General features: G+C 63.0%; 20 protein-coding genes and 1 pseudogene. 16 read left to right on the top strand and 5 right to left on the bottom strand.

What is annotated here, in order from left to right; genetic code table 11:
* Window positions 1-4: 4 nt before the first annotated feature.
* The gene (locus tag C7402_RS07470; RefSeq protein ID WP_112175061.1) at window positions 5-790 is read left to right on the top strand and encodes an RNA polymerase sigma factor; all 786 of its coding nucleotides are present in this window, start codon (window positions 5-7) and stop codon (window positions 788-790) included.
* Window positions 733-1,032 (top strand): annotated as a pseudogene (locus tag C7402_RS07465) (Tn3 family transposase); the annotation flags it as partial. The gene C7402_RS07470 and the pseudogene C7402_RS07465, both read left to right, overlap by 58 nt.
* A gap of 403 nt (window positions 1,033-1,435) precedes the next feature.
* Here the strand turns inward: C7402_RS07465 and C7402_RS07460 are convergent.
* Window positions 1,436-1,876: an SET domain-containing protein gene (locus tag C7402_RS07460; RefSeq protein ID WP_112174931.1), complete on the bottom strand. Its 441-nt coding sequence runs from the start codon at window positions 1,874-1,876 to the stop codon at window positions 1,436-1,438.
* A 138-nt stretch (window positions 1,877-2,014) separates the two neighbouring features.
* On the opposite strand from C7402_RS07460, the gene C7402_RS46825 reads away from it, so the two are divergent.
* On the top strand, window positions 2,015-2,173 hold the full coding sequence (locus tag C7402_RS46825) for a hypothetical protein (RefSeq protein WP_208948906.1): 159 nt from the start codon (window positions 2,015-2,017) through the stop codon (window positions 2,171-2,173).
* On the opposite strand, the gene C7402_RS48165 is transcribed toward C7402_RS46825, so the two are convergent.
* From C7402_RS48165 to C7402_RS07445, 3 genes are all read right to left on the bottom strand, one after another.
* Window positions 2,163-2,255 (bottom strand): hypothetical protein, encoded by a 93-nt coding sequence (locus C7402_RS48165; RefSeq protein WP_341869235.1) that lies wholly within the window; start codon window positions 2,253-2,255, stop codon window positions 2,163-2,165. The two genes, C7402_RS46825 and C7402_RS48165, sit on opposite strands and share 11 nt — an antisense overlap.
* Before the next feature lie 4 nt (window positions 2,256-2,259).
* Window positions 2,260-2,388, bottom strand: coding sequence for a hypothetical protein (locus C7402_RS47965; RefSeq protein WP_258397278.1), 129 nt, complete (start codon window positions 2,386-2,388; stop codon window positions 2,260-2,262).
* Between the two features lie 492 nt (window positions 2,389-2,880).
* Window positions 2,881-3,192, bottom strand: a complete 312-nt coding sequence (locus tag C7402_RS07445; protein ID WP_112174934.1) for a DUF4148 domain-containing protein — start codon at window positions 3,190-3,192, stop codon at window positions 2,881-2,883.
* Between the two features lie 556 nt (window positions 3,193-3,748).
* Here C7402_RS07445 and C7402_RS07440 point away from each other — a divergent pair.
* The 6 genes from C7402_RS07440 (at window position 3,749) to C7402_RS48270 (ending at window position 6,033) form a co-directional block, all read left to right on the top strand.
* The gene (locus C7402_RS07440) at window positions 3,749-4,039 is read left to right on the top strand and encodes a DUF2471 family protein (protein ID WP_112175062.1); all 291 of its coding nucleotides are present in this window, start codon (window positions 3,749-3,751) and stop codon (window positions 4,037-4,039) included.
* Window positions 4,040-4,053: 14 nt separating this feature from the next.
* Window positions 4,054-4,332, top strand: coding sequence for a hypothetical protein (locus C7402_RS07435; RefSeq protein WP_112174935.1), 279 nt, complete (start codon window positions 4,054-4,056; stop codon window positions 4,330-4,332).
* A gap of 99 nt (window positions 4,333-4,431) precedes the next feature.
* The gene (locus tag C7402_RS07430; protein ID WP_116610427.1) at window positions 4,432-4,746 is read left to right on the top strand and encodes an H-NS histone family protein; all 315 of its coding nucleotides are present in this window, start codon (window positions 4,432-4,434) and stop codon (window positions 4,744-4,746) included.
* A complete protein-coding gene (locus C7402_RS07425; RefSeq protein ID WP_112174936.1) occupies window positions 4,743-5,087 on the top strand; it encodes a hypothetical protein in 345 nt (114 codons plus the stop codon). Before C7402_RS07430 ends, C7402_RS07425 begins: the two co-directional genes overlap by 4 nt.
* Before the next feature lie 440 nt (window positions 5,088-5,527).
* The gene (locus C7402_RS07420) at window positions 5,528-5,815 is read left to right on the top strand and encodes a hypothetical protein (RefSeq protein ID WP_133254425.1); all 288 of its coding nucleotides are present in this window, start codon (window positions 5,528-5,530) and stop codon (window positions 5,813-5,815) included.
* A complete protein-coding gene (locus C7402_RS48270; protein WP_112174938.1) occupies window positions 5,812-6,033 on the top strand; it encodes a ClpX C4-type zinc finger protein in 222 nt (73 codons plus the stop codon). The genes C7402_RS07420 and C7402_RS48270 overlap by 4 nt, the downstream gene beginning before the upstream one ends.
* A 480-nt stretch (window positions 6,034-6,513) precedes the next feature.
* Here C7402_RS48270 and C7402_RS07410 read toward each other — a convergent pair whose 3' ends face one another.
* Window positions 6,514-7,431, bottom strand: a complete 918-nt coding sequence (locus tag C7402_RS07410; protein ID WP_112174939.1) for a haloalkane dehalogenase — start codon at window positions 7,429-7,431, stop codon at window positions 6,514-6,516.
* A 346-nt stretch (window positions 7,432-7,777) separates the two neighbouring features.
* Between C7402_RS07410 and C7402_RS07405 the strand changes: the two genes are divergently transcribed.
* The 7 genes from C7402_RS07405 to C7402_RS07375 all read left to right on the top strand — a co-directional run bounded on the left by C7402_RS07405 (window position 7,778) and on the right by C7402_RS07375 (window position 15,424).
* Entirely contained in the window at window positions 7,778-9,211 is a 1,434-nt protein-coding gene (locus tag C7402_RS07405; RefSeq protein ID WP_112175064.1) for an aldehyde dehydrogenase family protein, read from the top strand.
* Window positions 9,204-9,932, top strand: coding sequence for a GntR family transcriptional regulator (locus C7402_RS07400; RefSeq protein ID WP_116610121.1), 729 nt, complete (start codon window positions 9,204-9,206; stop codon window positions 9,930-9,932). The genes C7402_RS07405 and C7402_RS07400 overlap by 8 nt, the downstream gene beginning before the upstream one ends.
* Before the next feature lie 7 nt (window positions 9,933-9,939).
* On the top strand, window positions 9,940-11,193 hold the full coding sequence (locus tag C7402_RS07395; RefSeq protein WP_224043853.1) for a CaiB/BaiF CoA transferase family protein: 1,254 nt from the start codon (window positions 9,940-9,942) through the stop codon (window positions 11,191-11,193).
* Window positions 11,190-12,749, top strand: coding sequence for an acyl-CoA carboxylase subunit beta (locus C7402_RS07390; protein ID WP_112174942.1), 1,560 nt, complete (start codon window positions 11,190-11,192; stop codon window positions 12,747-12,749). Before C7402_RS07395 ends, C7402_RS07390 begins: the two co-directional genes overlap by 4 nt.
* Window positions 12,746-13,537 (top strand): ABC transporter permease, encoded by a 792-nt coding sequence (locus C7402_RS07385; RefSeq protein ID WP_165841811.1) that lies wholly within the window; start codon window positions 12,746-12,748, stop codon window positions 13,535-13,537. The genes C7402_RS07390 and C7402_RS07385 overlap by 4 nt, the downstream gene beginning before the upstream one ends.
* A gap of 2 nt (window positions 13,538-13,539) precedes the next feature.
* Window positions 13,540-14,394: an ABC transporter ATP-binding protein gene (locus C7402_RS07380; RefSeq protein ID WP_112174943.1), complete on the top strand. Its 855-nt coding sequence runs from the start codon at window positions 13,540-13,542 to the stop codon at window positions 14,392-14,394.
* A gap of 70 nt (window positions 14,395-14,464) precedes the next feature.
* Entirely contained in the window at window positions 14,465-15,424 is a 960-nt protein-coding gene (locus C7402_RS07375) for an aliphatic sulfonate ABC transporter substrate-binding protein (protein ID WP_112174944.1), read from the top strand.
* Window position 15,425: the final 1 nt, after the last annotated feature.

Here is a 15,425-nt window from a genome sequence, read left to right as displayed (position 1 = left end):
GGAAATGTCTGATGTGAAGAACAGCACGACGCGTGATATCGACCTGCAAATTGTGCGACGCGTCGTAGCGGGAGATCTTCGCGCTTTCGAAGAGCTGATGCGACACCACAACCGTCGACTCTACCGGTTGGCGCGCGCCACACTGCGCAACGATGCGGATGCGGAGGACGCGTTGCAGGAGGCCTATTTGCAGGCCTTCAGAACGTTGGGCCAGTTTCGCGGCGATGCCGCGCTCGGCACGTGGCTCGCACGCCTCGTACTCAATGAGTGTCTTGGCAGGTTGCGCCGCGATGCGCGACGGCAAGGCAGGATGCCGATACTATCAGTTTGCCTGGATGAAGATCTGATGTTTGCAGATATGGACGCGACCTGTTTTCACTCGTGCTGCGCACCCGATCAGGAGGCCAGCCGTGCTGAGTTCCGCAGATTGCTCGAACGCAAGCTGGACAGTCTTCCCATAGCCTTCCGAACGGTGTTTGTGCTCAGAACTGTGGAAGAAATGAGCATTGAGGAAACTGCGCAGATGCTCGGCATTGCAGAAGCAACCGTGCGCAGCCGCCATTTTCGGGCGAGAGTCCTGTTGCGGGCGTCACTGGCGGAAGACCTGGAGCAGTCGGGCGCCGGACTATTTGAATTTGGCGGAAAAGGCTGTGATCGCATCGTAGCCGCGGTGCTAGCGCGGTTGGATATTAGCAACAGCGGGATGGATCGGTCGCGTGGTGGCGATCAGGCCTACCTGTCGAACTGGTACGCCGTCACGAATCACTCTCAGCGGTTTCGTCCGCACTGACACTACTCTCAAATATCCTGATGGCGTGGAACACCAACCATAGGCAACGCGTTCTTGAAGAAATACAGGCCGCCACAGGCGAGCCACTGGCGCCTGAACAGTTGAGAAGAATCGCGCCGACACGCCTGGAGGGAATCAACCTGCGCGGGACGTTCAATTTTCCGGTGGCTCGGTATGCGCACCGAATCCTTCCGAGTCTCGACAGTGATCTGCACGCTTCGACCGCAAGTCGCCGAGCCTGAGCTGAAGGCCAAAACACTGAGTCGCTGATGCAGCCAGCGTCTGCAGTTTCGGTCTTTCGTCACGGCGTGCGAATCAAACCGCTGGACTGTTACCGCCATCCACGCAATTGGGAAACCGCAGGGGTAGTCGGCAGGGATTTGATTTAAAACGAAATTTATACAGGGCCACAAGCCAGACCCGCGCCGGGCATAGGTGCGCCTAACCGGAGACCTGCACGAAAATCAAGGGCCCCCTCTATGCCAACGATCTGCGACCGCTCCGCGAAAGTGCTTGATGACCGCTTCTGGCTGACTTCGGTCCTGCCTCCCTCGCGCTATTGCCCCGCCCGTAAGAAGTCGATGGGATGGAGGTGGGGCGCTGACCGATGATCGCACTGCGCGCATTGCACAATCGTACGGCCGGTCAGATATGCGGGTTCAACATCGTGCCTCGGCATCGCCTTGCCCCACAGCGGCACAGATACTCGCGAAGGCTCTTAGCGCTCATGCCCGGTGGAACCTCAAGCGCGTAGTCGATAAACAGCTCCTCGCCGGCCTTGATGCTGCGTCGAGCCTGGATGAAGACGCGGCCAGACGCTTCAATTGCCTCGCAGTTTGCGGCACATGCGTGGTTCAGCCAACGTGCGCTGTTACCGCCGCGGGCGCCATCAATCACGCGGCCGTCTGACAGGCCGAAGAGGAATGTGTGGCCTTCGTGCTCGCGTCGGGCGCAATGGCGAGTAGCTTCGCGCCACGTTGTCACCAGCCCCTTGTATTCGAAAATTCGCTCCCCCGCATCGAGCGCGCGCAAGGCGAAGACTCCTTTGCCGTGGATCGGAGACTGGCGGACAGAGACGCGCTTCATTGCGGTGGAAAGACGTGTGTGGGGAGGTAAGTATACCGCGCGAAAATCTCGTGTCGGCAGAGGCGCGGCGTTTAAGCTTCGCGACAAGGAGGGATGAAGATTGGCGATCCGCGGCCGTTAATCTGTTGCATGGACCACATGACTTCAACCGCCACTGCCGTCGTAGAGTCGACCGTTTATACCATCGAGATCCTTCGCGATCTCTTCGGTATCGAGCTAGAGGAAACGGCAATCGACAAGCTGCTCTGTTGTGCGTACTTCGAGCACGTCACGCGCTGTGCCGACCTCAATCCTTGATGAGAATCCGTTGGCTGCGGTCAGTGTCGATGCGGAACTCGTCGATGCGGCCGGCGCGGACATCGAGAAGTAGCCGGTCCAGGTGATCAAGCTTTGTTGCTATCTCGCTGACCGATTTGAATACGACCGCGCCCGCTCTTCTTCCCGGACGCTGCATCCTGGGCGCGCAGCACGGTGCGAATCGCATCCGCACGCGACATGAAAATCGGGTTCATCCAATGCTCCTTCGTATTGCAGGGACCAGGATATCATGGCCATGGGAAGGGCAACGGGTTTGGCTGCGATTGCTTGAGTTGCAGCAACGATCGGTTCGCTTCCGACACCGCGCGAAACGGGCGATCAGCAAGCTTGTGGTAACCCGATGGTGTCAGGCGGTGCGCTTTTGTCGTTCGACGTGAGCATCGCGTGGTGAGCGATCGGGTGGTCTCGTAGCGACAGCTTCGGCACCGGCGAATTCGCTGATGAAGGACGCGGTTGAGCAGGTCGCACGTTCACGCGCTGCATGCCGCTGGTGAAAGCGCCGGGACCTTGGACAGGATCCCGGCGAAGCCGTCGGGCACAAGTGCGCTCACGACCGCGGAGGTACCCGAAGTGGAACGGACCCGCTCGCAACGGTGCGAGCGGGCGCGTTTCCTGAATGTGGGTGGAGCGCGCAGATTCACCGCGCGCCCGATAGCAGCCCCCGGCTACTCGCCGGGTTGGCGGGGTTACTGACCGAAGTAGACGGGCTTCATGCCGTCGTCGGCAGGGCGAAGGGCAACAGCCGCACCCGACGCGGAAGAACCACCGGCAACGCCGCCGACTGCATTGTTCTGGAGCGCAACCTTGACTTCGGCGGCCTGGATTGCGTCAGGATAGTGCGCCTGGTCGCCGTCCCCGACGTGGTAGCCAACCTTCTCGAGTTGAACGAGCTCGGCACGCACCTGCGCGCGAGTGACGGGCTGGTTCGACTGCGCGAACACAGCAACCGGAGCAGCAAGGGCAGCGGCGACAACAACGGCTTGAATAAGGTTCTTCATGATACTTACCTCCAGATTTTGTCTTGTGCTGGTCCGAACACCTTGTTCGTAACCATGAGGACAGTCTAGGTAAGCGAATGCTTAAGATTAAGTGCCCAGCGTGGAGGGGATTGTTGTCAGATTTGGGTAAACCCTGGTGTGATCCGCCCGACGTGTGCATACTGGAGATTGCGGTCAAAGACGGTCCGCCTCAGTAGGCGGGCGGGTCCATCGCGTGCGGGGCAAAGGCGCACAGGGGACACTCGCGAACGAGGCGGCGTGTCGACACGTCGGTGGGCTGGGCGGTCCGGACCCGCTTTGGCCGTCGGTTCGTGCACCCTCCGGCGGCCCGGGTTGCCGAATCGGGCCGGCGTCTCGCGCGCTGAGCGGGCGGCTGCGTCGCGCAGGCGGCGCGTCGCCGGTCGCGGGCCATAGCGGCTACAGATTACGCGTACGTGGCCGATATGCCGATGTGTGCGCAGAGCGCATGGTTGGGATGTGGCGGAGCGCCTTGGTCTGTTTGCCACCCAGCAAGAGGTCCCCGGAGCGAGTCATCACGGAAACGGTCGGAGAAATGATGGATGTGCTGTTTGCCGCGCACGCGGCCGTCAAGGACGTTGTGCCTGTTGTTGTGATGCGCCATCGCGCCGCTGGAATCTTGACGTGGTCGCTTTTGCACAAGATCGAATCGGAAGTTCTCGCTGAGGTGGCCGTATCGGGAAAACACAGCTCGCGTATTCTCGACATGCTTCGTGCCCCCGAGGGGCTGAACTATCCGAAAAACGACCATCCAGTCTCCTTCGAGGGTAGCGAATTCGTGCCGATCATATACGGCGAGATAGCCGACGCCTGGCGTCGCGTGAATTGACGACGGAGAAACTCATGGACACCCTACGCGCGAAGTTCGGAGAAGGGGCCGAACGGTTCATCGATCAGGCGATCTCTGCCGGCCTGCCACGGGATGAAGCTGTCGCTGTGCTCGGTATAGCCGAAAGGGCATCTGTTCAGGCTGGAATGGCGGCAGGCGAGGGCGTCGAGGCGGACTGCGTGGCGCTCGCCAGAAAGCGATTGGAAGCGATGTTCGGGAAGCAAGTCCACGCACTCGTGGCGAGTGCCGCGGCGGCGAACGATAAAAATCGTGCGTCGAAGTCAATGCACTGAAGAAGTACCTGCGCTGGCACCCGATCCGCTACTGCGGTGGCGGTATGGGGCAACGGTGATGGCGCGACCGCGTTGAACGACAAGGAATTGGAGAACAGAGTGGCAAGCTACCGTGAACTGCTGAAGCAACGTGAAGCGCTGCAACAGGAAATCGATGCGGCAAGAGGGCTGGAGGTCGCCGATGCGATTGAGAAGGTCCGTGCAATAGTCAGGGAATACGCGTTGACCCCAGAGCAGGTGTTTGTGCAATCGAAAGACAAGCACAGGCCCAAGTCAGGGGGCAAACGTGCGAAGTATCGCGACCCTGTGTCCGGTGCGACATGGAGCGGTTTGGGACGTGAGCCGACCTGGATTAAAGGGCAAGACCGGGAGCAGTTTCTCATCGAAGGCCGAGCGATGGAAACACGAAAATGAGCACGCACAAAATGGCGGAAACGATCGTTGCGTGGCTGCGTGAACGCCCCAGCGCGACCGTAAACGACATTGTCGCGTCGGGCCTTATGAGTTCGCGATCTGCATCAGACGCGGTGCAGTACGCTGTTCGATGTGGTGCGCTTGCGCGCGATGTCCGCCGCGGCGCCAGTGTAAAGGACCGCGTGCAATATCGGACAACGGGCATCGCGCTGCCCGCCGTGCGCCTGCGCGGCGCGGAGCCGTGCTTTGATGGCTTGCTACAGGCGTGGGGCATCGTTCTCAACCCTCCACAGCTTCGGGCTGGCGAGTCGCGAAGACACCAGATTGCCGACTACGAATAGGAAAAGACGTGCTCATCGCCAGCGCTATCTTGCCGTGGGCCAGTAATCTTGAAAGCAGTATCCTCGGGCGGGTCGAGCTGGTTCGAGGTCATTGAGATTGGGTCTTGCGCCAATTCTGCGCGAAAATCATCCCGTGAACAGTCGATCAGTATGTCGAAGCAGTTATCGCGGCGACCGCCGATCGGAACAGATCCAAAGTCGCGCAGCTGCGAGCTTCCGGAGATCGCAGCGAGGTCACGAAATCAAACGACAATGTCGGTGTCCGATGTAGCGCCATAGCCGCGCCGGCTAGCCAAATTCAATGGACGACGGGGAACGTGACGGACACTGGATGCCCAATTGTGGCGAGAGCGCGCTGCGCCTGCCTGGTGATCGCGATGGTCGCCGCGGTGGCTTGCGCGTTATACGAGATCCAGCGATCGCGCACAGGCGGAGATCAAGTGAAATCCGCTCGCTCTCAGTGCTCCGACGCGTTCCAGAACGCCGCGATGCGTATAAGCAAAAAGTACCGCGTAAGGATCGCAGTAGGTTCGGTGCACGTCGAGCGGCGCATCGAGCGCGGCGATGGAACAGACACTTTGGACTGCTCCGTGAGCGTTAGCGAAGGTGGCAGTTCACAATCGGATAGATGGACGGCAGAGTGGCGTCCCGGCGAGGCGGTCACGCTGCTGTCGGTCACGTTGCTTGGGGCCGAATTGGTCGATGAAGTGGTGAAGGGTACACAATGAAAAGCGCCAACGACGTATTGCTCTGCGACTTTTGCGGCAACAGTCAGCATGTTGCGAACCTGCTCATTCGGGGGATCTCTGATGCGGCGATATGTGACGAATGCGTCGATATGTGTACCGGGATCATCACGGAGCGTCGAGGCGAGGATAGAGAGCACCTGCCGAGGCTTTCCCGTGTTGCCAGAGCTTGGCTCTCCAGGGCCATCAAGAAGCGGTGAGATTAGGTCGCTTGCGCTGTTAAACAAAGCGCCCCCCTCGGTGTCCGAAAAAAACAGTTTCTGCACTTCGTTTCGCTCTCCCAAAATTCCGGTATTCGGATCGTCCTGTGGATAGCCGACTAGAGTCGGCCGTCTTGCTGATTTCAGGGTTTCAGGGCACGTGGGCCAATACGGCGACGACGAAGTAAGCCGATTTGGTTGAAAACGGACATTAGCTGTGTTTGCTGGCCTGTTTTGCCCACGGGCTCACTGGCAGCTAACGGGCAATAGTGCATTTAACAGAACGAAGGGGAGGTCGCCGGTAAATGCGAGCAGTATCGATTGGCAACCTGTCGTTTATCGCATTCGAAGATCGGCAGCCCGCGAGCTGGAGCCCGGACGCGGATGCACTGCGGAAAGTCGAAATGCTTGGAGTAAACCTCCATGGGATCTGACCAAGATCCAGCCTTATCCTCTGCAGGGCATAAGACTGAATCTTGGTTAGAGGCCCTCTACGGCCCAAACCCGGTCGAGCCAATCCCCCACCAGCCGCGCAATCGCTTCAGGCCGTTCTTCCTGTACGAAGTGAATGCCTTCGCCTGCCTCCACGATCTCGAGATTGCGGATCGTCTCGCGGCTCCAGCGCACGAGCGCATCGGTCATCAGGAAGCCGGGGTTGAAGGTGAGCAGTAGCTTCGGCGTCGGGCTGCTGCCGAGCCATTCCATCGCGAGTTCGAGAAACACAACGCTGGTTGCGGGCTCACCGTCGACAGGAAGATTGCGCGGCCCCGCGAGCACCGCCTTGCGTGAATCGGGCGCCGGAAAGGCCGACTGATATTCCTTGAGTGCATCCGCTCCCAGCGGCTTCAGAAAGAACCACGGAAACAGCTCCGTCATGAACCGGTTCTCTTCCAGAACGAAACGTTCGCCAACGCCTACCTGACGCAACCGCGCACGCGTGGCGATGAACTCGGCGGGCAGCGCGGCCGAATCCACACTGCGGATGACAGGTTCGAAGAAGGCTACCGCCTTCACGCGATCCGGATGACGGCTCGCCCAGTTCAATCCGAAGGCCGCGCCGTAGTCCTGCAGCACGAGCGTGACGTTGCGCAGATCCAGCGCGTCGAACCACGCGTCGACGTAGCGCTGCTGGTTGTCGAGTGTGTAGTCGATGTCGGGTTTGCCGGAGCGTCCGTAGCCAATGAGGTCGGGCGCAAGCAGACGTCCGCGTCCGGTCAGATCGCGAAAGATGTTCCGCCAGAGATAGGAACTCGTCGGATTGCCATGCAGAAACACGACCGGGTCGCCCGTGCCGTGTTCGACGGTGTGGAGGTGCGAGTCCAGTACGGGCACATCATGCCGTTTCACGTCGGGCCCAAAAGACTCTTCTTGCGTGTGTTGCACGGTGCTGGTCGACATATGGATGCTCGATGCAAGGCGGAGTTTTGTCAGACGCAGGCGTCCAGTCCGGCGACGCTGCGCGAGAGGAAAGAGGCGGAAGAGTGCGGTCGATTATTGAGTGCATGCTCGCCGCGCACAACGAACGAAAAGAGGTTTGTTTATGCCGACGCCGCTGCGCGCACCGTCACGTCGCCGTCAAGTGAATCGAAAGTCATTGCAGACAGGATTGTCTGCGATCCTGCTTTAACTTATTCGCTTAAGTTGTTTTCTTATCTGTAGATATTGGTTTGTTCGACGCATGCCGGAACGTACTGTTACGGCCATTGAGACTTCAATGGGCAGTGCATTGCACTGCGCGCAAACCATGCAAACCCTGCTGATAGATGGGCTCTGGTGTACACCGGACAGCGAAACGGCGATCGACGTAATCGATCCCAGCCACGACAAGACCTTTTCGACGATCGGACGAGGTAGTGCCGCCGACGTCGATCGCGCCGTTGCGGCGGCACGTCGCGCATCGCTTGGCGTGTGGCGGAACACCAGCGCGCTCGAGCGTGGACGTCTGCTCGCGCGTGCCGCTTCGCTCATCCTCGAACACGCCGACGAACTGGCGGCCATCGAGGCGCGCGATACCGGCAAGCCGTTGCGTCAGGCGCGAGCGGAGATCGACGTCACCGTGCGTTACTTTGAGTTCTATGGCGGCGCAGCCGACAAGGTCGCCGGCCACGTCATCCCGTTTCTTCAGGGGCATCAGGCGATCGCTGTGCGCGAACCGCATGGCGTGACCGCGCACATCATTCCGTGGAACTACCCGGCGGTGATGTTCGGCCGCTCGATCGCGCCGGCGCTCGCTGCGGGCAACGCGGCCGTGCTCAAACCAGCCGAAGACGCCTGCCTGACGGTGCTGCGCATCGCGCAACTGCTGATCGACGCCGGACTGCCGCCGGGCGTGCTGAACATCGTGACGGGGCTTGGCAGCGAAGCCGGGGCGGCATTGAGCGCCCATCCGGATATCGACTTCATTACCTTCACGGGTTCGCCGCAGGCCGGCACGCTCGTGCAGCAGGCGGCAGCGTTGCATCACACGCCTTGCGTGCTCGAACTGGGCGGCAAGTCGCCCCAAATTGTCTTCGATGACGCTGATTTCGACGCTGCGTTGCCGGCGATCGTCAACGCGATCGTTCAGAACGCCGGGCAGACGTGTTCGGCCGGCAGCCGGGTGCTGATCGCACGCTCGCGCTATGACGAATGGCTGGCGCGACTCGCCGCGACCTTTCGCGAACTGAAGGTCGGCGTGCCCGAAGGCAATCACGCGTGCGGACCGCTCATCAATCGCCGGCAATGGCAGCGCGTGGCGGGGCTGGTCGACGCCGCAATTGGCGAAGGCGTCGAGCGCATCGCTACCAGCAGCATCGCGAGCGACGCGCCGCAGGCGGGCTATTTCTACGCGCCGACGCTGCTTGGCAACGTGCCGCGCACGCACCCCATCGCGATCGAGGAAGTCTTCGGGCCAGTGCTGTGCGCGCTGCCCTTTGACGATGAAGACGATGCCGTCGCGCTCGCCAATGCGACGTCGTATGGGCTCGTTACGGGTGTCTGGACGCGTGACGGCTCGCGTCAGTCGCGTGTCGCGCGGCAGGTGCGCAGCGGTCAGGTCTTCATCAACTGCTATGGCGCGGGCGGCGGGGTTGAACTGCCGTTCGGCGGTGTCGGCAAGAGCGGATACGGCCGCGAAAAGGGCCTCGCCGCGCTGGACGAAATGTCGGTCATCAAAACCGTGGTGCAACGCTATGAGTAAGGCAGCCGCGCTGCTCGACACGTCAGGCGGCGATACGGCCCGCGCGACGGTGCCGGACGAGGCTGGCGCGCCTCGCCGTGCCGCACGGCCGGCCGATCTCGAAACCGAACTGCGCAGACGCATTGCCCGGCAGATCGTGCCGCCGGGCGCGCTGTTGCGTGAGGTGGACATCGCCGACGAATTCGGCGTGTCACGCGCCCAGGTGCGCGAAGCGTTCGTCGGTCTTGCGTTGCGTGGGCTGATCGACCGCATTCCGAACAAGGGGGCGGTGGTGAGCCGGCTCGACTTCGACCAGATCGTCGAGATCTTCACCGTGCGCGAGCCGCTGGAAGGCATGTGTGCGCGCCTCGCTGCGCAGAACTCGACACCCGACGCGTGGGCGCCGCTCGTCGAGCTGTTCGACGAAGCCATGCCGCGCTATCTGAAGGAAGGCGATTTCGAATCCTTCACCGAAACCTATCAGCGCTTCCGGCTGCAGATCATCGAAGCGGCCAGCCATCGCACCTTGCGCGACATGCTCGACAGCATCGGCGACAAGATCAGCGTACTCACGCGCCGCATCATCATTTTGCCGGGGCGCGGCGAACAGGCGCTCAAGGAGCATCGCGCGGTGCTCGATGCGCTGCATCGCGGCGATGGAGACGCGGCCGAAGCGCTGCGCAAGGAAAACATGCGTAGCGGACTCGAATGGTTCGTGCGCTATCGCAACTTCGTACTGTGAGACCCGGATGAGCGACCCTACCGACCGGATGCCGCACGACGCGGCGCACGCTATGCCCCTGCCGCTCGCCGGCCTGCAGGTGCTGGAACTCGGCTCGACGGTGGCCGGCCCATTCTGCGGCCGGCTGCTCGCCGATTTCGGCGCGCATGTCATCAAGGTCGAGCCGCCCGAGGGCGACCCGCTGCGCACGATGGGCGAACACTGCAACGGAACCTCGCTGTACGCCGCGAGCATCCTCCGCAACAAGTCGCTCGTGACGATCGATCTGCGTCAGCCAGAAGGCCGCGCGCTCGCCCGTGAACTGGCGCTGAAAAGCGACATCGTCGTGGAGAACTTCAAGCCGGGCAGTCTGGAGAAATGGGGCCTTGGCTACGACGAGCTAAGCGCGATCGACCCGCGGCTCATCATGGTGCGCATCAGCGGATACGGACAGACCGGTCCGTATCGCGAGCGCGCGGGTTACGGCGTGATCAGCGAAGCGATGAGTGGCATCCGCCACATGACGGGCGATCCGGATCGCCCGCCCGCACGTGTTGCCGTGTCGATGACCGACTACCTGACGGGGCTGTATGCCGCGTTCGGTGCGACGCTTGCCGTGCTGTCGCGGCAGCAGACCGGGCGCGGGCAGTGCGTCGATGCCGCGCTGTATGAAAGCGCCTTCAGCATGATGGAGCCGTTCGTGCCGGCGTTCGCGCAACACGGCACGGTGCCGGCGCGCAGCGGCTCGCGTCTGGCGGGCAGCGTGCCCAACAGCCTCTATGAAAGCGCCGACGGCAGCTTCATCGCGATTGCGGCGATGGCGGATGCGGTCTACCGCCGGCTTGCCCATGCGATGGACCGCGCCGATCTCGCTACCGACGCGCGTTACGCGAACGCGGCCGCCCGCATCCGCAATCAGGCGGCGCTGGACGACGAAATCGCGCGCTGGTGCGCGTCTCTCCCGGTTGCGGCACTCGAAACGCGGCTGCATGAACACGAAGTGCCTGCGTCGCGCGTCTTCACGATGGCCGACATCTTCGCGGATCCGCACTTCCAGGTGCGCGGCATGTTGCGACGCGTGCCGCACGACGCACTCGGCGATGTCACGGTGACGGCGCCCTTGCCGCAACTGTCCGGCACGCCAGGGGCGATCCGTCATGCGGGCGGCGCGCCCGGGCGCGACAGCGAACGCATCCTCAAGGACGTGCTCGGAAAATCATCCGAAGAGTACGCGCGGCTGGTCGAAGCGGGCATCGTGCGCGCGTCGCGGAGCACGGCATGAACGCCGGACTCGATCGCGAAGTGGAAGAACTGCAACGGCGCCATGCGTGGGCCGAGCAGATGGGCGGGGTGACGTCGGTGGCGCGCCATCATGCGGCAGGGCGCCTGACCATCCGCGAGCGCATCGCGCACGTGGTGGACGAGCACTCGTTCCAGGAGGTCGGCAAACTGACGGGCCAATCGATCGAGGCCGATGCGGACGGCCGCAAGGTCATGCCTGCCCCTTACGTGATGGGGCTCGCGCAGATCGATGGACGCAACGTCGCGATCGGCGGCGAAGACTTCACCGTGCGTGGCGGCGTGAGCTGGGCGGGCGACCGGCGCAAAGGCGGTCAGGGCGGGTTTGTCGAAGACCTCGCATATGAATACCGGATTCCCCTCGTCAACCTGATCGACGGCAGCGGCGGCTCGGTGACCGGCGCGCTTAAGCGCGGTCACACGGTCTTTCCGGGCGTGCATGGTTTCGAGCGTTCGGTGGCGCTGATGGATCGCGTGCCGGTGGTGAGCGCCGTGCTCGGCGCAGCCGCGGGCGGTCCCGCAGGGCGCGCGGTGCTGTCGCATTTCTCGGTGATGGTGCGCGGCCAGAGTCAGGTGTTCTGCACCGGACCGGCCGTCGTCGGACGCTCGCTGGGCAAGACGCCCGAGCGCGAGGCGCTGGGCGGCAGCCGTGTCGCAGTGGATACGGCCGGCACCATCGATCAGGCCGTCGACACCGAAGAAGAAGCCTTCGAACTCATCCGGCGCTTTCTGAGCTATCTGCCGCAGCATGCGGGGCAAACGCCGCCGGTGCTGCCGCCCAACGATCCACCCGGACGCCGTGAGGAATTCCTGCTCGATATCGTGCCCTCCGACCGGCGCCGCCCGTACGACATGCGGCTGCTCGTGTCGATGGTGGTCGACGACGATTCGTTCTTCGAGCTTCAGCCGACGCATGGCGCGTCGGTGATCTGCGCATTCGCACGCCTCGGCGGGCATGTGGTCGGCGTGATCGCCAACAACCCGCAAAGCGGCGGCGGGGCGCTCGACGTGCATGCCGCGCGCAAGCAGACGCGCTTTATCGGGCTGTGCGACACGTTCCATATCCCGCTGGTCTTCTTCGTCGATATTCCTGGCTTCATGGTGGGTGTGCAGGCCGAACGCGACGGCGTGCTGCGCGCGGGAATGGACGCGGTCGCTGCCGCCGTGCGTGCACGCGTGCCGAAGCTCACCGTCGTCGTGCGCAAGTGCTATGGCATGGGCGGCATGGCGACCACCGAGAAGAACGGGCTCGGTCTGAAGCTCGCGTGGCCGTCGGCGGAGTGGGGTTCGCTGCCGATCGAAGGCGGCGTGGATGTCGCCTTCCGGCGCGAGATCGCCGCCGCCGACGATCCGGCGCAGCGCCGCACGGAACTGGAAGCGCAACTGCGCGAACTGGCCTCGCCGTGGGCGACCGCGCAGGCGTTCGGCGTGGAAGACATCATCGATCCGCGGGATACCCGGCGTTATCTCTGCCGTTTCGTGTCGGCCATGCAGGCCCGGCTCGCGCACGAAGCGCAACATCGTGGAGCCGTATCTTGAAATCCGCTCATGCGTGGCGTCTGCCCGCCTTGCGCCACAAGGCGACCGCCTGGCTGCTGCCGCTCGCCATCGTGCTGCTGTGGCAACTGGGCTCGTCGCTTGGCGTCATTCCCGCGACCCTGCTGCCGTCGCCGCTCTACGTGCTGGGTACGCTCCAGTACCTCGCCACCAACGGCGACCTGTGGCGCGACGTGCGTGCAAGCGGCATCCGCGTGCTCGAGGGCTATCTGCTCGCGGCGGTCGTGGCCATCGCGCTCGGCGTTGGGATGGGGCTGTACCGCCCGTTCAACCGCGTGGTCGATTCGCTGATGCAGGTGCTCAAGCCAGTGCCGCCCATCGCGTGGATCCCGCTGTCGATCCTCTGGTTCGGTATCGACGAGGGCGCGAAGATTTTCATCATAGTGCTCGGCGCGTTCTTTCCGATCCTGACCAGCACCGTCGATGCGATCCGCCAGACCGACGCGCGTTATGTCGAACTCGCGAAAGTGCTCGAACTGCCGCGCCGCCTGTTCATCTTCCGGCTGATGATTCCCGGCGCGCTGCCGCAGATCATCAGTGGGCTGCGCCTGGGTCTCGCGATGGCGTGGATGTGCGTGGTCGCGGCGGAACTGATCGCGGCGTCGAGCGGCATCGGCTTTCTCATCATGGATGGACGCGCGATGTCGCAGGCCGATCTCGTCATCGGCGGGATGCTGGTGCTCGGTGTGCTCGGCAAGCTGACCGACGACCTGCTGCGTCTCGTCGAAAAACGTCTGGTGCGCTGGCGCGCCCATTTCGCAGGATTGTGAGCATGAGCAACGCATACGCAGGAGCAGAGGCAGAAGCACAGGCGCTCCGCGCGCCGGCCGCAAGGGTCAGACGCGAAGGCGCGGCGGCCAGCGTGCCGGTTGCGATCGAGAACGTCAGCAAGACATTTACGCGCCCCGACGGCGACGCGGTGCCGGTGCTCGCGGGCATCGACCTGACGGTCGCGGCCGGCGAGGTGTTGTGCGTACTCGGCGCGAGCGGTTGCGGCAAGAGCACGCTGCTGCGCATCGTCGCGGGGCTCGAGCGCGCCGACGCAGGGCGCGTGGTGGTCGGATCGGCGGTGGTCGAAGCGGCGGGTCTCGATCGCGGTTTCGTGTTTCAGGATCACCGGCTCGTGCCGTGGATGAGCGTGCAGCAGAACGTCGAACTCGCGTTGCATCGGCATCCGGAAGCGGAGCGCCGGCGGATCGCCGAAGAAAAGCTGGCGCTGGTCGGGCTGAGTGCGTTTCGCGACGCCTGGCCGGGGCAGCTATCGGGCGGCATGGCGCAGCGCGTGGCGATTGCCCGCACGCTCGCGCAACGCCCGCGCGTGCTGCTGATGGACGAGCCGTTTGGCGCGCTTGACGCGATCACTCGCATGCAGTTGCAGGACGAGTTTCTGAGCCTGCAGGCGAGCGAGGGCATCACCACGATTCTCGTCACACACGACATCGAAGAAGCGGTGTATCTCGGCGATCGCATCGTCGTGCTCTCCGCGCGACCCGGGCGTGTGCGGCATATCGCGCGGGTCGATCTTACGCGTCCGCGCAACCGCGCCGATCCGGCGTTCGGCCAGCAGCGGATCGCGCTCTACGAGCAGTTCTTCGCGCACTCGCAGGATGCGGCAACGCTTGCCTGAGCGCACGCGCGAACGCTTCATTCGTACCTCTTCAAAACCACACGACGCTAATCGCAGAAACGGAGAACCAATGAAACGCTACTTCAACCTGGCCGCCGCAACCGTTGCCGTCTTGCTCGGCATCGGTGCCCACGCCGCGCACGCTGCCGACACGCTGAAACTCGGCTTCATGCCCTTCGTGCCGTATTCGGCCAGCCTCGTCGCCAAACAGAACGGCTGGGTCGAGGAAGAACTGAAGAAGGAAGGGCTCGGCGACGTATCGGTGAAATGGGTTCAGTTCGCAGGCGGCCCACCCGTCAACGAGGCGATGGCGTCGCACAATATCGACATCGCTGCGCTCGGCGATACGCCAGCACTGGTCGGCCGTGCGTCGGGTATCGACGATCGCATGATCGGGCTGTCGTACAAGGGCGGCGCGGCGCAGGCGCTGGTGGTGCGTAGCGACTCGCCCATCAAGTCGATCGACGAACTCAAGGGCAAGAAAGTCGCGACCCTGCGCGGCGGCAATGTGCACGAACTGCTGGTGCTGATCCTGCAAAGTGCAGGGCTCAAGCTGTCGGACGTCGAGTTCGTGAACCTCGGTCTGGACGACATGGGCACGGCGCTTCTGAAAGGCGATATCGACGCGGCGCTCGTCTGGGATCCGGTTTTCGTCCGGCTCGATACGACCCATCAGATTCGCGTGCTGCGCACCGGAGCGGGCCTGAAGAGCAATCTGAATCCGATCATCGCGTCGGCGGACGTGCTCAAGCAGCACCCGAAGTATGTGACGGCCTATCTGCGCGCCATCCAGCGCGGTGCGGACGAACTGCGCCAGCATCCGCAGGCCGCCGCGACGCAGCTCGCGCCGGTGTTCGGTCTGACCCCGCAACAGACGCTCGTCGCGTTCTCGCGCTCGGAATTCGTGCCGCCCGTCGATGCCAGCGCACGTGCCGAACTCAAGCGATCGGTGACGTTCCTCCAGGACAACCGCCTGACGCGTAACGCGGTGGACGTGGATACGTTCATCGACATTCCGGCGGCGCACTGAC

Origin of the sequence: Paraburkholderia unamae, assembly GCF_003096875.1 — a bacterium.
In the GTDB taxonomy this organism is placed as follows: Bacteria; Pseudomonadota; Gammaproteobacteria; order Burkholderiales; family Burkholderiaceae; genus Paraburkholderia; species Paraburkholderia unamae.
Note: the sequence above shows the minus strand (reverse complement) of the source record. Positions and strands in the feature narration are given on the sequence as shown.

What these genes read in the sequence shown, in the direction of transcription:
- C7402_RS07380 (WP_112174943.1), top strand. Translation starts at nt 13,540, where the DNA reads ATGAGCAACGCATACGCAGGAGCAGAGGCAGAAGCACAGGCGCTCCGC.
- C7402_RS46825 (WP_208948906.1), top strand. Translation starts at nt 2,015, where the DNA reads ATGACTTCAACCGCCACTGCCGTCGTAGAGTCGACCGTTTATACCATC.
- C7402_RS07375 (WP_112174944.1), top strand. Translation starts at nt 14,465, where the DNA reads ATGAAACGCTACTTCAACCTGGCCGCCGCAACCGTTGCCGTCTTGCTC.
- C7402_RS07400 (WP_116610121.1), top strand. Translation starts at nt 9,204, where the DNA reads ATGAGTAAGGCAGCCGCGCTGCTCGACACGTCAGGCGGCGATACGGCC.
- C7402_RS07470 (WP_112175061.1), top strand. Translation starts at nt 5, where the DNA reads ATGTCTGATGTGAAGAACAGCACGACGCGTGATATCGACCTGCAAATT.
- C7402_RS07440 (WP_112175062.1), top strand. Translation starts at nt 3,749, where the DNA reads ATGGATGTGCTGTTTGCCGCGCACGCGGCCGTCAAGGACGTTGTGCCT.
- C7402_RS07435 (WP_112174935.1), top strand. Translation starts at nt 4,054, where the DNA reads ATGGACACCCTACGCGCGAAGTTCGGAGAAGGGGCCGAACGGTTCATC.
- C7402_RS07460 (WP_112174931.1), bottom strand. Translation starts at nt 1,876, where the DNA reads ATGAAGCGCGTCTCTGTCCGCCAGTCTCCGATCCACGGCAAAGGAGTC.
- C7402_RS07425 (WP_112174936.1), top strand. Translation starts at nt 4,743, where the DNA reads ATGAGCACGCACAAAATGGCGGAAACGATCGTTGCGTGGCTGCGTGAA.
- C7402_RS07395 (WP_224043853.1), top strand. Translation starts at nt 9,940, where the DNA reads ATGAGCGACCCTACCGACCGGATGCCGCACGACGCGGCGCACGCTATG.
- C7402_RS07390 (WP_112174942.1), top strand. Translation starts at nt 11,190, where the DNA reads ATGAACGCCGGACTCGATCGCGAAGTGGAAGAACTGCAACGGCGCCAT.
- C7402_RS47965 (WP_258397278.1), bottom strand. Translation starts at nt 2,388, where the DNA reads ATGAACCCGATTTTCATGTCGCGTGCGGATGCGATTCGCACCGTGCTG.
- C7402_RS07445 (WP_112174934.1), bottom strand. Translation starts at nt 3,192, where the DNA reads ATGAAGAACCTTATTCAAGCCGTTGTTGTCGCCGCTGCCCTTGCTGCT.
- C7402_RS07410 (WP_112174939.1), bottom strand. Translation starts at nt 7,431, where the DNA reads ATGTCGACCAGCACCGTGCAACACACGCAAGAAGAGTCTTTTGGGCCC.
- C7402_RS48270 (WP_112174938.1), top strand. Translation starts at nt 5,812, where the DNA reads ATGAAAAGCGCCAACGACGTATTGCTCTGCGACTTTTGCGGCAACAGT.
- C7402_RS07405 (WP_112175064.1), top strand. Translation starts at nt 7,778, where the DNA reads ATGCAAACCCTGCTGATAGATGGGCTCTGGTGTACACCGGACAGCGAA.